Origin of the sequence: Pseudomonas sp. B2M1-30 (genome assembly GCF_025447575.1) — a bacterium.
GTDB lineage: Bacteria > Pseudomonadota > Gammaproteobacteria > Pseudomonadales > Pseudomonadaceae > Aquipseudomonas > Aquipseudomonas botevensis.
In genome coordinates, this window is the sequence record NZ_JAOEJT010000004.1 from 74,555 (window position 1) to 89,160 (window position 14,606).

11 protein-coding genes are annotated in these 14,606 nt (G+C 51.0%); 5 read left to right on the forward strand and 6 right to left on the reverse strand.

Going from position 1 to position 14,606, the window contains the following annotated elements; all coding sequences use genetic code 11:
• Positions 1 to 72: 72 nt before the first annotated feature.
• Complete coding sequence (locus N8H74_RS09880) at positions 73 to 1,245, forward strand: aspartate aminotransferase family protein (protein ID WP_262147236.1); 1,173 nt, start codon at positions 73 to 75, stop codon at positions 1,243 to 1,245.
• Between the two features lie 7 nt (positions 1,246 to 1,252).
• Here the strand turns inward: N8H74_RS09880 and N8H74_RS09885 are convergent, their stop codons facing one another.
• From N8H74_RS09885 to N8H74_RS09900, 4 genes are all read right to left on the reverse strand, one after another.
• Positions 1,253 to 1,507 carry a Txe/YoeB family addiction module toxin gene (locus tag N8H74_RS09885; RefSeq protein ID WP_217833957.1) on the reverse strand — a complete coding sequence of 85 codons (255 nt, stop codon included), beginning with the start codon at positions 1,505 to 1,507 and terminating at the stop codon, positions 1,253 to 1,255.
• On the reverse strand, positions 1,504 to 1,758 hold the full coding sequence (locus tag N8H74_RS09890) for a type II toxin-antitoxin system prevent-host-death family antitoxin (protein ID WP_217833956.1): 255 nt from the start codon (positions 1,756 to 1,758) through the stop codon (positions 1,504 to 1,506). The genes N8H74_RS09885 and N8H74_RS09890 overlap by 4 nt, the downstream gene beginning before the upstream one ends.
• 200 nt (positions 1,759 to 1,958) lie before the next feature.
• Positions 1,959 to 3,878 (reverse strand): alkaline phosphatase D family protein, encoded by a 1,920-nt coding sequence (locus N8H74_RS09895; protein WP_262147238.1) that lies wholly within the window; start codon positions 3,876 to 3,878, stop codon positions 1,959 to 1,961.
• A gap of 72 nt (positions 3,879 to 3,950) precedes the next feature.
• Positions 3,951 to 4,703: a hypothetical protein gene (locus N8H74_RS09900; RefSeq protein ID WP_262147240.1), complete on the reverse strand. Its 753-nt coding sequence runs from the start codon at positions 4,701 to 4,703 to the stop codon at positions 3,951 to 3,953.
• A gap of 334 nt (positions 4,704 to 5,037) precedes the next feature.
• Between N8H74_RS09900 and N8H74_RS09905 the strand changes: the two genes are divergently transcribed.
• Together N8H74_RS09905 and N8H74_RS09910 are read left to right on the forward strand one after the other, a co-directional pair.
• Positions 5,038 to 5,787 (forward strand): hypothetical protein, encoded by a 750-nt coding sequence (locus N8H74_RS09905; RefSeq protein WP_262147242.1) that lies wholly within the window; start codon positions 5,038 to 5,040, stop codon positions 5,785 to 5,787.
• 36 nt (positions 5,788 to 5,823) lie between these two features.
• A complete protein-coding gene (locus tag N8H74_RS09910; protein WP_217833952.1) occupies positions 5,824 to 6,192 on the forward strand; it encodes a PH domain-containing protein in 369 nt (122 codons plus the stop codon).
• Between the two features lie 4 nt (positions 6,193 to 6,196).
• Here N8H74_RS09910 and N8H74_RS09915 read toward each other — a convergent pair whose 3' ends face one another.
• A complete protein-coding gene (locus N8H74_RS09915; protein WP_262147244.1) occupies positions 6,197 to 6,526 on the reverse strand; it encodes a hypothetical protein in 330 nt (109 codons plus the stop codon).
• Between the two features lie 298 nt (positions 6,527 to 6,824).
• Here N8H74_RS09915 and N8H74_RS09920 point away from each other — a divergent pair, with 298 nt between their 5' ends.
• Complete coding sequence (locus tag N8H74_RS09920) at positions 6,825 to 7,886, forward strand: SH3 domain-containing protein (protein ID WP_262147246.1); 1,062 nt, start codon at positions 6,825 to 6,827, stop codon at positions 7,884 to 7,886.
• 327 nt (positions 7,887 to 8,213) lie between these two features.
• Complete coding sequence (locus N8H74_RS09925) at positions 8,214 to 11,636, forward strand: SIR2 family protein (protein WP_262147247.1); 3,423 nt, start codon at positions 8,214 to 8,216, stop codon at positions 11,634 to 11,636.
• Between the two features lie 58 nt (positions 11,637 to 11,694).
• Here the strand turns inward: N8H74_RS09925 and N8H74_RS09930 are convergent, their stop codons facing one another.
• Positions 11,695 to 14,166: an AAA family ATPase gene (locus tag N8H74_RS09930; RefSeq protein ID WP_262147250.1), complete on the reverse strand. Its 2,472-nt coding sequence runs from the start codon at positions 14,164 to 14,166 to the stop codon at positions 11,695 to 11,697.
• Between the last annotated feature and the right edge of the window lie 440 nt (positions 14,167 to 14,606).

Here is a 14,606-nt window from a genome sequence, read left to right on the forward strand (position 1 = left end):
TTTGCCGAGTTTATCCAGTTCAGGTGGCTAACCATACTGCCCGTACACCGACCTTCACTGGAGTTTGACGTCATGACCGCCGCCCTGATGAACACCTACCAACCGCTGGCCCTGAGTTTCACCAAGGGGCTGGGCACCCGACTGTGGGATCAGGCGGGGCGCGAATACCTGGATGCAGTCGCCGGCGTGGCGGTGACCAACGTCGGCCACTCGCACCCACGGATCGTTTCGGCGATCAGCGAGCAGGCCGGTTTGCTGCTGCACACCTCCAACCTCTACAGCATCGACTGGCAACGGCGGCTGGCGCAGAAACTGACCGAACTGTCGGGGATGGGGCGGGCGTTCTTCAACAACTCCGGCGCCGAGGCCAACGAAACCGCGCTGAAACTGGCGCGCCTGTACGGCTGGCGCAAGGGTATCGAACAGCCGTTGGTGGTGGTGATGACCAATGCGTTTCATGGCCGAACGCTGGGTACGTTGTCTGCCAGTGACGGCCCGGCGGTGCGCCTGGGTTTCAACGAATTGCCGGGGGATTTCGTCAAAGTGCCATTTGGCGATCTGGCGGCGCTGGAGCAGGTGCGGCAAAAGCATGGCGAGCGCATCGTGGCGATTCTGGTCGAGCCGATCCAGGGCGAAAGCGGCGTGCAACTGGCGCCGCCCGGTTACCTCAAGGCCCTGCGCGAACAGTGCAACCGCCACGCCTGGCTGCTGATGCTCGACGAGATCCAGACCGGGATCGGCCGCACCGGGCGCTGGTTTGCTTTCCAGCACGAAGGCATCGTCCCTGACGTGATGACCCTCGCCAAAGGCCTGGGCAATGGCGTGCCGATCGGTGCCTGCCTGGCGCGGGGCCGGGCGGCGGATCTGTTCACCCCCGGCAGCCATGGCAGCACGTTTGGCGGCAATCCGCTGGCCTGCCGGGTCGGCTGCACCGTTCTCGACATCATCGAAGACCAAGGCCTGCTGGAAAATGCCCGGCTTCAGGGCGAATGCTTGCTGACCCGGCTGCAGGCGGAACTGGCGGACAACCCCAATGTGCTGGCGATTCGTGGACAAGGGTTGATGATCGGGATCGAACTGAAACAGCCGATTCGCGATCTCACGCTCATCGCTGCGCGGGATCATGGGTTGTTGATCAACGTGACGCGGGGCAAGACCATACGGCTGCTGCCACCGCTGACGATTGATGAGCGGGAGGTGGGGATGATTGCCAGAGGTGTGGCGCGGGCGTTGGGTCGTGATTGACTTTTGTTCAGTAGTGATACTTGCACGAAATGATGCAGACTTCTGGGCCATCGACTGCATAGACCAAACGATGCTCTGCAGTTATTCGCCGTGACCATAAGCCGCTCATGTTGTGCTTGAGCGGCTCAGGTTTGCCTACCCCCTCGAATGGTTGGCGTTGGATCGCCTTGATCAATAGATTGATGCGCTTAAGACCGGTTTTATCGTTTTGCTGAAACCATAAGTAGTCTTCCCAGGCCGTTGGCGTGAACTCGATATTCATTCTTCGATCAATTGCCTGGCTTTGGCTTTTCCAGCACGCATTTCGCCAATCGACTTGATTAACCGTTCGGCATTGGCTGGAGAGCGCAGCAGATACGCCGTCTCTTCGAGTGCGTTGTATTCAGCCAGAGACATCATCACAACAGGCTCGCCTTTTTGGCGCGTTACCAATAGAGGTGCTTGATCCTCATTGACCCGATCCATGGTTTCAGCCAGATGTGCACGGGCTGTGGTGTAGTTGATGGTGTGCATATTGTAGTCCTCGCCTGATGCGAAGAACGTACAGAAATGAGTACATGATGACAAGACGATACCTACCAGTGGTTGTGTCACAGACGGGCTATCTACGATGCACTGAGTATCACCGAAGTCTCTTCGAGACGTTTCTGCGACTTTTGTAAGCTCTTTCCGGCAAGTCTGCCATCCAATACAGGCTGATGTAGGACTTGTGCCTAATCTGGATAATCCGTCAAATCCGGCGCCAGCATCCGTGTCTTCGGCGTGCCGTTCGCGTTGTGCTGGATGATGTCCTGCGGCTGCCCCCGATCATTGAAAAAAACCTGGCCGATACCCGCCGAATTCCACAGCCGTTCGCCTGCTTCGGCATGCTCGGGAGTGTACGGCACGATGCGCATGCGTCGGCGTTTGGTCAGCCAGTTGAGTGGCGAACGAGGCGAGTAGAGCCAGCGGTTGAGGCGGTCGAACCACTCCAGCAGGGTCGGCGGGAATTCGTTCTTGATCCCGCTGCTGGTGATCTGCCAGATCCGTGGGCCGGCCTTGCGGTGTCGGATAAGCACTTCGTAAACAAAGGAATAATGCACATCGCCTGACAGCACCACGTAACTGCCGGGTGTACGCGAGTGTCGGAAAATGTTCAGGATGACCTGGGCGGCGCCACGATGGGCCATCCAGTTTTCCGCATCCACCAGCAGCGGATAACCGCACCAACTGAAGACCCGTTGCACGGTCTCAATCAACTTCACACCGAAGATTGGCGCTGGCGAGACGATGATCGCCGAAGGGTGATCGAGCAGTTCCTGTTGCAGCTCACACAGGGCTTCCCAATCCAGCAGGCCTGACGGTTGCTTGAGCGCCATCTCACTGCGCCAGCGGCGGGTGCGGGTGTCGAGCACCACCAGCGCCGGGCTGGTGGGCAACACGAAATGCCAGTGTTGAAAGCGCAGCAGGTCATCGATCAGTTCATTCTGCAGCGGGTTGTCGAGGTATTGGTCGTCGCCGCTGGCACTCAGTTGACGGGTTTTCTCCAGCACCTCGCTGAAAGCCTCCGGGTTATTGCCCCAACCCTGGCACAACATATAGGCGATCAACGCATTACCGATGATCCGCCGGGAGAACGGATGGCTGTAGGCCGTTTCCTCCCATTGCGCGGAAAGATTCCAGTCATCGGTGATGTCGTGGTCGTCAAAAATCATCAGGCTGGGCAAATGCGCCAATGCGCGGGCGACGTTGCCCAGGCCAGCCTTGAACCCGTCGAGCCGGGTCTGTTCGAGGCGATAGCGCTTGTGCCGCTCTGGCGTCAGCACTGGCGCTTGCGGATTGATCAGTGTCCACGCGGTCGGCGACCACACCAGCAGGTACATCGCCACGACTTCGGCAAACGTCACCAGATGATTGTCGGCGCTGCTGCTGGTGAAGATCGGCTTACGCGCGCCACCGAAAAATCGCTCGCGCAATGTCTCGTTGCTCTCGAGCGCCGGTAACAAATCCGCGCGGTGGTAGTAACTGGCCGGGTGTTCGTAGAGTCGGGCGCTGTCGCTGACCACTGCGCCTTCGAGGTGTTCGTCGAACAAACCCAGGCGCTCGATCAGCGCGTGAATGGCCCGCAGCATCGGACCGGCCACATCGTCGGCGTAGATCTGATCACCGCTCATCATCAGCAGGGCGGGGCGTTGTTGCGGATCGGATTCAGCGGCGAGCAATTGATCGACGCATAACAGACCGTCCGCCGCCGGGTGATGGGGCTTGCGGCAAGAGCCATGGAGCAACTGGTCGATCCGCGAACGCAGAACGAAGTTCGGACTTGCGGTCTCCCCGTAGAGCAGGTGTGGCGCCCAATCGGCGATGGGGGTCTGGCCGTCAATCAGCAGGTCATAGTCGATGCGGGTGTCGCAGGGCAGGGCGTTTTCGAGACGGACATCAATCAGATGGATGAACGCTTGAGTGCCTACGGGAATGACCGTGCATGTCGTCGTGTCGAGAGGGAACTCTCCTGCACCTTGCAGGCGCAAGGTCAGCGCCAGCGGTCGCGTGCCGACCAGCCACAGCACCAGTCGTGTTGGCTCCAGCCGTCGCAACAGCGGGCCGGCCAATACGGCTGGCAACGGATGGAGGTCAGGGGAGGGTCGAGACATCAGCGGGCAAGGCTCAAGGCGCACAGGCCGGCGATGATAGCGCAGCCGGCGCCTTCAACCCTTAAACGAGGCTTAAGAACCGGCTTTTTCCAGTTTCAACCCCAGCAGGCGCCATTCGGCATAACCGGAATCGTTGGCCGGCAGTCGCTGAATCGAGCAATCGAAGCGGTAGAGTTCGTCGTCACCGAGCATGTTGCGGGCGGTGACTGTGTTGCTGATGGTGTAGGTCTGATCCTTGAACCGCGTGCTGTTGGTCTTGGCTTGAGGTGTCACGACCGCCGCTGCCGGAAAACGCATGGCGCCCTGGATGAACGGCAGGCACATGACCGAGGCCAGTATCGCTTTGTCGCCATTCGGATCGCTGCCGATCGCCTTGCGCAGGGCGACGAAATTGGCGCCGACAGTCTCCTCGACCTTCTTTTCCGACACCGAGGCTGTCAGACGTTTACTGAAGTTGGGCAGGAGAGCGGAGTCGGGCGGTGAAGGCTGATTCTGCGCTGCGCTGGCGACAAATACCGGCAGGTTGTCGGATGCCACAGCGGGAGCGGACTCGGAAGGTGGGATCAGTACAGGAGCAGGCTCGACCTTCGTCACGGCTGGCCGGGCTTCCGAGGTCACCGCCCTCTCTGGTTGCTGTTGTTCCGTTTTATGCGCAGACGGAAACAGCGACAGGGTAATGGACAACACCACGACACCGACAATGAAACCGCCCACCGCACCGATCAGGTTGCCGATGAACAGATTCCAGCTGCCGCGATTCTTCACCACCCAGCGCCACATGAAACCCCAGGCCGCGACAAATGCCAGAAAACGCAGAAACTCCATTCGATCCTTTCCTTTAACCTTCAAAATTGCTCAAGTCAGCACGCGTCGAGCCCGCTGCAATAGTGGCCAGCAAGATAGCAAAAACCCGCTAAAAATTGAGAGAAATGAAAAGCAGAGTCGAACAGGATCGACTCCACCATGATCGTGACCAGACCGGCACCCGCCTCGGCGAGATTGGCGAGAAACAGATTCCGGTCGTCACAGGGTTTTCATCGAGCACTTTCCTTAATCCGGCGCGAGTGCGGAGCAACCGTCCAGGCACTCCGTTCTATTGGACGGCCAGATGACAAAATAGTAGCGTCGCGCCATTCCTCATCACCGTAACGGATTACACATGCCCATTTTCACCGCGGCCTTTCGCCTGCTCTGCGCGACCACCCTCGCTGTCGTGATGACCCCGGCGTATGCCGACGACTGGGAAGAAACGCCGGAGTACGCCTGGAAGACCTACCTCTCCGATTGCCAGCACCTGCAGCGGGCGATAACCAATCTGCAGAACGGTAGCCAGTCCGCAAGGAATTCCATGCTCTATATCGAGAGTCCGCTGCGAACCGTTTCGGTACACCGTAAACACCTCGCCCCGTCAAAACTCGGTTCCCCCGATTACGCACGCTGCGAAAAACTCATCACCCGGGCGCAAGATATCGTCACCAAGGAGCGCGCGGTATACGACGACGAGATCGATCAACATCTCCGACAAGCCCAAGCCGCTCACCTGAGCTCCCCGGAGTACAAACGCGCTCGGGCTCTGGGTTTCAGCGACGTCGGCGAGATCGGCCAGCTCGACCAGCACGCAGAGCTGGATGGCGAAGCGAATCTGAAGACGTTGATGATCACCGTCGATTTCGGATGCGGCCGACATTTTCGCGCCGCGCAATACGTCAAACCCTATGTGATCTACACCGTCGGTGCGTCGGATGGCGCTTGTGCCGTCCATAAAAACGTCGCGGTACTGAACGGAAAAATGGTGGAAAGAGGCGACAACATTGACCGGGACGGGATCTTTCAGTATGTCGGGTGGAAGACGCTGGCGGGAGCGGGTGGGTTTCCCGTCGACATTCGAGTCGTCAAGGCGCTCGACTGAGCATCAAATATTGTTCTTTATCCGGAGGATGCTCAGATGATCGACTTCAACAATAAAGGCTTCTTCAAACTCAAGCAGAACGACGAGTACGCCGAACGCGTGACCGCGCTGTTACTGGATGGCGAAGAGGTGATCGACTCCTACAAGGCCATGCGCGATGGCGTGGTGTTCACCAACAAACGCATCATTGCGGTCAACGTCCAGGGCATTACCGGTAGCAAAAAGGATTTCACCTCCTTGCCGTACAAGAACATCGTCGCGTACTCCGTCGAAACGTCCGGGACGTTTGATCTGGACTCGGAACTGGAAATTTACTTTTCGTCGCTGGGGAAGGTGAAGTTCGAATTCACCGGGAAGACGTCGATGGTGGAGATTTCGAAGCACATCTCCCGGCATCTTCTGTGAGGTCTTACAGCACGTCTTTCAAATAACGCTTGAGGGCGAGGAGCGGCGCATCCAGCAGCTCCATCGACCCTGCCTGGCTGAAGTCGATGGACAGTTTGTGCAGCTCACGCCCCAATGGTTTGTCCACGCCGCCCAAGGCATCCAGCGCCAGAGTCAGACACTCTTTCATCTTGAGCTGAATCGTCTCGACATCTCCCCGGCGCACCAGCAGTTCGAACACGTCTCTCTCGTAATCGCCCATGACCAGATCGTCCCGCAGGATCGGGCTCAGGCCTTCTTCCTCATAAGCGAGTTTGAGGGAGAAAAGAGCGACTGTTTCCAGGGACGATTCCATGGGGTGAACCTTTGTGAGATCTCGCCGGATGGCCATCGGCACTTTCCGGCAGACGAAAAAAAAGGCCTTGCAAAGCAAGACCTTTCTTGATTTTGGTGCCCGAGGGAGACTCGAGTGTTCCATAAGGGCCGTGATTTGCAGAGCTATTTTAAACGAAGGGATACAAGTCGGGATACAAAATGCTTGTTTCTGCATGAAGACATGCCCTTCGATACCTTGCATATACTACGGGAGCTTCGCATCAGCACGGCTCGTTTCTGCTCTGCGACATGTACTTTTTTCTCTAGGGAGCGGTTCGATGACGGGCGAGGAATACCTTACGCAGCAACTGGAGGATGAGCCGCAACTTCCTCCCAGTCACGAGCACCATGCAGCGCTGGACGCCTTCGAGAAAGCAATGGCTCCTACCCGCAAGTATCAGGCAGCACTGGACGCTTTCGAGAAAGCGATGGCTCCTACGCGCAAGTATCAGGCAGCACTGGACGCTTTCGAGAAAGCGGTGGCTCCTACCCGCAAGTATCAGGCAGCGCTGGACGCCTTCGAGAAAGCGATGGCTCCTACCCGCAAGTATCAGGCAGCGCTGGACGCCCTCGAGAAAGCGATGGCTCCTACGCGCAAGTATCAAGCAGCACTGACAGCTGTAGAGAGGTTGCTACAACCGTCAGACTCGCTCAAAGCGATGATGGCGGTGGTAGACCAAACCCACTCTTCAATCTCTTTGAGGTCAATTTTAGGTAGCTTTGAGACCCTCCAGACATCTCCAATATTCAATTTACTGGTAACAACGGACCCGAAAAAAATTGAGTCCCTGATTGAGGAGTATGAGGGCGAAGGTATAACTACATTCGATGGTCTCAGCCAAGCGGAATATGGTGGTGCTGGTACTCTTTCTGCTTCAAAGGACGTTGAGGCTGAAATTGTTCAGTCGCTGCAGAGCGAAGGTAGTAATCAAAAACTTACCGTCAAAGCAATGGCATTTTTGATTTTGTTTTTTGCTGCTCTACATACGCTCTACTCTGAAATGGCAAAGTGGAATGATTTTCGCGAATCAGTATGCGATATGCAGCAACGGCTCCAGGCGTTCCAATCATTAGCGCAGGCACGCAAGGTTGTGCGCAGTGCAATGTGCGATATGCCTGCAGACTTGAAGCGCAGCTTTCGTCTGACAAAGGTACAAGGGGTAAATCTCCGTGAGGCGCCTGGCATCAAAGCCGATGTAATTTTAGCCCTTCCGAAGTTTGCTACTCTCGAGGTAGTCGATTCGAATAACCGGGACTGGTTGCTCGTTACCTACAAGCATGAGGGGCTAGAAATCGAAGGGTGGGTCTCAAGGAAATTTGTCCGGCCGGCCTCAAGGTGATGTGCCGGGAGCATTTGAACCAGATGGGTGTAGCGCTTTTTTTATTAGCGTTAAAGAAATTTTTTATTTATTGGAATACAGTAGTGATACATAAAAGGAATGCTTGCAAGCTTTCGCGAATAAAGCGCTCTCTGCTCAAGGTTGTTGTGCAGAAAAAATATTTCAGCTGCGTATCTAAAATTTTGTTTGGTGTTCACTTGCGTGGGGTGATATCAAAACTTTATGAAAGACAACGCCTTTGCTGGTTATGCGGATGAAAAATAAAATTTTGTAGAATGAAATGTTTATACAATTTATACAATAAAGAATTAAAAAATGACAAAAACAATGGAAATTAAGAATATTCAGGAATCTATAGCTAAAGATGAGCTGGTAGTTATTGTTGGGACTGGGGTTAGCATCTCTTTAACAAATAATGAATATAAGCAATTGTCTTGGGCTGGGCTAGTTGAAAGTGGCTTTTCTTTTGGCGGTACAAAAGGGAAAATTTCTACTAATCAAATTGACTTCTGGAAAAATCAGCTGCAATCCGATGACATAGATGACCTTTTAAGCGCTGCTGAATTTGTTGGGAGAAAGCTGGGAGCTCCTAACGGTGATCTTTATGCTCGCTGGTTGAGCGAGTCCTTCGCGGGTGTCGTACCAAAAAACGCGGAGGTAGTTAATTCTATAGAATCTATAGCGCGCATGGGCATTCCCATATGCACTTTGAATTATGATTCGCTGCTGGAAAGTGTAACTGGCCTGCCTTCAATTGCCCTTACCGATACGCGAAAAACTACAGCGTGGATGAGGAGGGAGGAAACAGGTATATTGCATTTACATGGGTGTTGGCAACAGCCTGATACTTGTGTTCTTGGGATTAGGGATTACGATGGAGCATTGAATAGCGAGGCTCGTGATCTTTTTCAAAGGCATTTGAGCTCGTTTAAGCGTCTTCTTTTTATAGGGTGCGGAGACACCTTTGCAGATCCAAATTTTTCAGCCTTAATAGGTTGGCTGAGAAGCCATATGGGAGCTTCAGCTCTTCAGCATTATGCGTTGGTATCTGAGCATCAATGCGAGCTAAGACACGCTGATCCAGCTTGGATAGGCTTTGTTGATCCTCTGAGTTTTGGAGCTAAATATACTGATCTTCCAATTTTTCTTAATCATATTTTTGGTGGGGGGATTAGGCCAGCCACCTCCTCATCAAAAACGAAAAGACCTCCAAAAGTAGATAGGAGCAGTAAGCTACTAGAAAACTATCGAGAATTTCTCGTAAGAGATTGTGGGCAGATGACTATTGAAGGCGTTAGAGCTGATATGGATACAGCTCAACGTCGATTCGACCTTGAACGCTTATTTGTTCCACTCGAGTTAGTTCCATGTCCTCCCGACGTTTCTTTAGATGATCCTTCCCGCCTGGCAAAGTTAACTTACTGGAAAAGGAAGAAGAGTGAGGACCCACAGTCATTCGGGAATATCTTTAGTAAGACTAAAGGCTTGGCTCTTCTAGCATTACCTGGTGGAGGGAAAAGCTTGCTTTTGAAGAGGCTTGCGGTTGCATATGCTAGTCCCGATAGACGATCAAAAAGTGATGATAATCTGCCTGATATTGATCTGACCCCTGTTTTGATAAGATGCCGAGAATGGCGCGCATATATAAAACTTCCGATTGCGACTCTCTTAAAGAGTTTACCAGACATTACAGGTCAGCCAGATCTAGCAGGGTTGAACTCAGCATTAATTCCTCTTTTTAAACAAGGGAAGGTCTTACTTTTAGTCGACGGGTTGGACGAGATTCATGATGATGCTGATCGAACAGTTTTCGTAGAAAATCTTCGGGCGTTCTTAGATCAATACCAAAGAACGAAGCTTGTGGTGACGAGTCGCGAGGCGGGGTTCAACTTAGTGGCGCCATACTTAGCTGAGTATTGTGAACAATGGCGAGTAGCTCCATTGAGTTCCGATGCAATACGGTCGCTCAGCAGTCATTGGCACAAACTTATGGTTGGAGGCTCTCCAGAGGCAATAGAGGAGGCTCATTCACTCTCGCAGGTGCTGACTTCAAATGATGCCTTGAGAAGACTGGCAGAAAATCCACTGCTCCTCACGATGCTTCTGGTAGTTAAACATGGTGCGGGTAGGCTTCCGCCTGATAGGGTTAGTCTATACGGTCGCGCCGTTGAAGTTCTTTTAGATACTTGGAATATTAAAGGGCACGAGGCGCTTAATACTAAAGAGGCTATTCCCCAGCTTTCATATATCGCCTATGAGCTTATGAAGGAGGGTAAGCAGACAGCAACCGAAAGGGAGCTTCTCTTACTTTTAGAAAAGGCGAGAGAAAATGTTCCCCAGATTAGTCGCTATGCGAAAGACACCCCATTTCAGTTTCTCAAGAGAGTAGAGCTTCGCTCCAGCCTCTTGTTAGAGGCTGGCCATCAGGTTGAAAATGGACGGGCAGTTCCATTTTATCAGTTTAGGCATTTAACATTTCAAGAGTATTTGGCAGCGCTTGCAATTGTTGAAGGGCATTACGACGGATATGATTCCAAATCATCAATTCTAAAAGTTATAAAACCACGGCTTGTTTCCGACGAATGGAAGGAAGTTGTACCTATGACCGCTGTGTTGGCGCGTAAGCGCGCGGATCCTTTAATAAGAGAACTGGTTAATAAAGGAGCGGTGTTAAAACGAAAGATGGATTCTGGTAAGGGATTTTCAGGTAAAAAGGAGTGGCTAAGTCATCCTAATTCTCTGCCTGCCGCCATTGCTAGATTAGTTCAGAGTTTGATTGAGGAGGCGGAAGCAAGCCCTGAGACTTTAACGGAGGCATTGAGTCTCGTAACTTATTTTGCGAAAGGTTGTAAGTCTGCGGTTGATTGGAAGGCCTTGTGTCGAGGTCCATATGCGGGTGAGCTATTACACCAGGCTTGGCTGCTTTACAAAAATCTAGACACCCCTGTAGATGCGTGGGTGAGAAATAGCTATGCGTGCTTCGCGGCCTTTAGAAATATTCGGGACTATTGGTTCTCATCTGCTGGGCAGAAGGAAATTAATGATTTGTTGGTCGATACTAGTGAAGAAAAAGTTTGTCTTGGACTAATGACCGCGGTTGGCGTGTTGTGGAATAGCGGTGTGCGTAGGTCTAATAATAATATCGTAGGCAAACAAATGGCTGCCCAGTTGGAGGTTTTATTATTTAGTGATAGTAAAGCTATTGCGCATGTCGCCTTGTGGACGTGGGGTCTTAATGTTCATTATAAAGGCGTAGCTGAAGGCGTTTCTGAAAAAGTTCTGAATTTTTTGCTGGATAGTTATTTAAAGTTGGATTTGAGTGTAAGGCACAGTTTGTTCTCTTTCGCGTTACATGGCTGCATAGGTTTGCAGCGAAATTCTTGGAGTCCTATTCTTTCAGATGAGGAGGTGGCACGCATTAGAAGTATCTCTAGTCCTCTTGTCTTAGATGGTAGAAGCCAGCATGCCAGCGCTGCTCTCACTGTCGCTTTTCACTCTGGCCGTATTTGGTCCGACTCTGAGCTTGTTTCTAGAATTATTGATTTTAGAGATCTTTCCGTGAAGTTCAATATTAAGAGGGATTGGGAGCGTTTTGATAACATGCTGGCTCAAATACATCCATTTGGTACGGACTACTTATTAAGACTTGCTGAAAAAGAGGCTTTGGAAGATGAATCGACAATGGACGAGTTAGTAGACGATTTGGAAAGTTTCGAAGAGTCTTCAGACAGCCAAGCAATCGCTATATAGATAGCCTCGGCTAGCATGGGATGCCACTTCTCCTTTGCTAGCCAACTTCAGTTTTAGGCTAAGAGTGGAATCGAGATGTTGATTTGGCGGGGCGACGCGAGACAAATGATAGTAAATTTTCTAAGTCCTGGCGAACCGCGCCAATAAAAGCAAATAATCCGACTGGCGTAATTTGAATTAAGCGAGAATCCTCCTCAATGAGCTCTGTAAGTACTAGTCGACAAATTTTTAGCCAGCCAGGGTGTTCCTTCTTTGCCTCTTCACGGATTTCAATCGCAATGTTCTCCCGTTCTAAAAGTGTTACTAAAGCCATCTGTGATATATATACATTGTCGCTTAGTGTTAGTTTATAGTGTGCAGCGCCTGCAGGGCTGATACGTACCAAAGTTTCATCGCTGAGATTTTTTTCTGATGGGTCGTAACATTCAAGTAGTCCTTTTGCAAATAGCCTATCCATAAAGTGTCTGAAAGTTTCTCTTGGGATGAGCAGTGCCGAGAAAATAGACCAAAGTTCTGAGATTCTAACAAATTTGTCTCTGGTGTTAGATGCGTGCTCGTCAATATTCATCAAGTAGCGAAGAATGTAGAGAGCCATAAAAGGAGATGAGGCAGTTCCAGGTGGGCGTGCGAATATGTTGAGCAGGAAACTGTGTTTGTCTTCATCAAATAAGGTTCCTTTCTGTAAGATTAATGCGTTTAGCAATCCGGTTCGACGTAATGTGGTTTCCCCTTTGGCTACATATAATCTCAGAAGTTCTTCTAGTCCGATCCATGGGGATGCTAGCAGCGAACCAGCTAGCTCTAAGCTTCTCCTGACATCATAGTTGCAAAGTTTTCCGATGAGTGTAGTAACTTCCGAGCTAGATACGAATATTGCTTCAACAGATGTGCAGAATGATTCAAGGTCCGTAATTTCGAGTTTCCATCCTTGTCCTACTACGCCGCTCACTTTCTTTCCTGCCGCCCCAGCGAGCGAAGGTGTTGCCCTCAATATGTCGAGGCGCTTAGAAAATACCTCCCTTAAGCTCGGGACAGGAAGGAAAAATGCTCTTGAGTGGAGACTTTGTAGTGGACCAGCTTTAGTCAGAGACCATACCGTGGTGTCCGTAACAGGACAAACTATAAAAGATGCAACGCTGCTGGATATTCCGATAGCGTATTGAAATACGGAGTCTTGTATAAGCCTGGGGAGATGATCGACATTGTCTATAATGAGGACGGGCAAGCGCTTTCGGCCCGCTAAGGAATTTTTAAGCAATGACAGAAGGTATTCACGAGGGTGCGTCAGTCTTAGACTTCTAAGTTCTTCTCCGAAACGTTGTCTGAAGGCATCTCTGTCTCGTTCATATAAGGGCGCTAGTTCTCCAACCCTCATGCGTTGGTACCGATTCCAAAATGCACCTCTTAAATCGTCAAAGCTCGGTGTAGAGGTACCGAATAATGCGCGCTCCGCTTGGTCGATTAAGTTATTTGATAGCCAGTCGGTTAGGCGATCTAGTGAACCTTCAATTTTTAATAGGTTTGCACTAAGTATCGTTGTTTGGTCTTTAGTGGCTTTGGGGATTTTTTTTTGAAAAAAACGCTGTAGAAAGGTTGTTTTTCCAGATCCTTTGTTCCCAACTAACAAAACGAACTCACCCGTTTTTAGCTCTACAGATGTTTCTAATAGGGCTTGTAGTTCTTCCGGTTCTGCACTATCGATTTGTTGAACTCGTCTTACCTGACCCAAGAGCTCTTCAAGTATCTTCTCGAAAGCAATATCTGTTTCCTCGCTTGCTTTGGTTTCAACAAAGCAATCTACCAAAATATCCATGGAGTGATTGTTCATCTTTATAAATGAATTTCTGAAGATTTCTTCAAGTGCATAGCCCAGATCGCTGACCGATGGGATGCGCTTGTAACTCCTGTCAAAAGCTTTGAAATAATTGACGGAAATTGGAGAGGCGCCTATTTCTTTTTCTCTTATATAGGAAGAAAGACGTTCTTCCTCCAGTCCGATGTCAGAAAAAAACTCATAAAATCTTGACCAGTTATTTACTAGCGAATCGATGGTTGGAAAAACTACCGCCAATCCTTGCTGAGGAGACAGCCCATCAGCTCGAGATGCGAGAAATCCGATCCACTGATTACCATTCGTGACTATGCCAATCGGTGCTCCTAGCTTAGCCGCATAGCGTAGTGCCTGCTCAATTCCTTCTTGTGCGCCGTTCAATGCGATACTTGTTAATGGTAATACGGAAAGCTCTGTCTGATTTGATGAAACTAGGCTAATAGTGTCGCGTTTTGCTTCTAAAATCGCTCTGCAACGCAGTCCCTTTACTAGAGCATAATCGGCGTACCCTGCTCTTGGTATATATGGCTCTACCCTTATCGAATCTTTTTTCCAATCTAATTCGTTGTTTAATAAAGAATCTATAACGTGAAATCTAGTTTGGGCTTCGTTGTCATCATTATCTAATGCGGTTCGGTAATTATTCAAACGAGCGCCTAAGCCAGATTCCTTTAAGGCGGATTGTGCAAGAATGTCCATAATCTGGTCTCTATCATTAAGGCTGGGAGGGCGTGGTTAAGCTTGAACTTAAAGCGGTCGCGATTTTCTAGTTTTTCGTTTTCTTATAGTCATATTAATACGGGTGGTCTTAAACCTGTCTATTTGGAGTTATAGGCTAGGACAAGCGGCTGTCAACGCAACATCGAAACTAGGATAAAAAGACGGACATTCCTGCAGAAAGCTCAGCTGGAGGAAAACCGCGAGTCTGATAACCCGTGTAGGGGGCCCCCTTTAGGGAGGACCCATAAAATCTGAACGTACGACTCCTTCGCCTGGGAGGAGTCGGACACATCAGATCGGCGGATCTGGAGCGATCCGTCGCGTCCGTTCGCGCTGAAGGTTCACGCCGTGAAAAGGGGCGAGGGGAACGCCAAATCCGTAGGTAGCGAAAACGCGGTGTTCCATGTGTTCCATGTGTT

Excerpts from the sequence above, each read along its gene's own strand:
- N8H74_RS09880 (WP_262147236.1), top strand. The coding sequence starts at position 73 with ATGACCGCCGCCCTGATGAACACCTACCAACCGCTGGCCCTGAGTTTC.
- N8H74_RS09885 (WP_217833957.1), bottom strand. The coding sequence starts at position 1,507 with ATGAATATCGAGTTCACGCCAACGGCCTGGGAAGACTACTTATGGTTT.
- N8H74_RS09890 (WP_217833956.1), bottom strand. The coding sequence starts at position 1,758 with ATGCACACCATCAACTACACCACAGCCCGTGCACATCTGGCTGAAACC.
- N8H74_RS09895 (WP_262147238.1), bottom strand. The coding sequence starts at position 3,878 with ATGTCTCGACCCTCCCCTGACCTCCATCCGTTGCCAGCCGTATTGGCC.
- N8H74_RS09900 (WP_262147240.1), bottom strand. The coding sequence starts at position 4,703 with ATGGAGTTTCTGCGTTTTCTGGCATTTGTCGCGGCCTGGGGTTTCATG.
- N8H74_RS09905 (WP_262147242.1), top strand. The coding sequence starts at position 5,038 with ATGCCCATTTTCACCGCGGCCTTTCGCCTGCTCTGCGCGACCACCCTC.
- N8H74_RS09910 (WP_217833952.1), top strand. The coding sequence starts at position 5,824 with ATGATCGACTTCAACAATAAAGGCTTCTTCAAACTCAAGCAGAACGAC.
- N8H74_RS09915 (WP_262147244.1), bottom strand. The coding sequence starts at position 6,526 with ATGGAATCGTCCCTGGAAACAGTCGCTCTTTTCTCCCTCAAACTCGCT.
- N8H74_RS09920 (WP_262147246.1), top strand. The coding sequence starts at position 6,825 with ATGACGGGCGAGGAATACCTTACGCAGCAACTGGAGGATGAGCCGCAA.
- N8H74_RS09925 (WP_262147247.1), top strand. The coding sequence starts at position 8,214 with ATGGAAATTAAGAATATTCAGGAATCTATAGCTAAAGATGAGCTGGTA.
- N8H74_RS09930 (WP_262147250.1), bottom strand. The coding sequence starts at position 14,166 with ATGGACATTCTTGCACAATCCGCCTTAAAGGAATCTGGCTTAGGCGCT.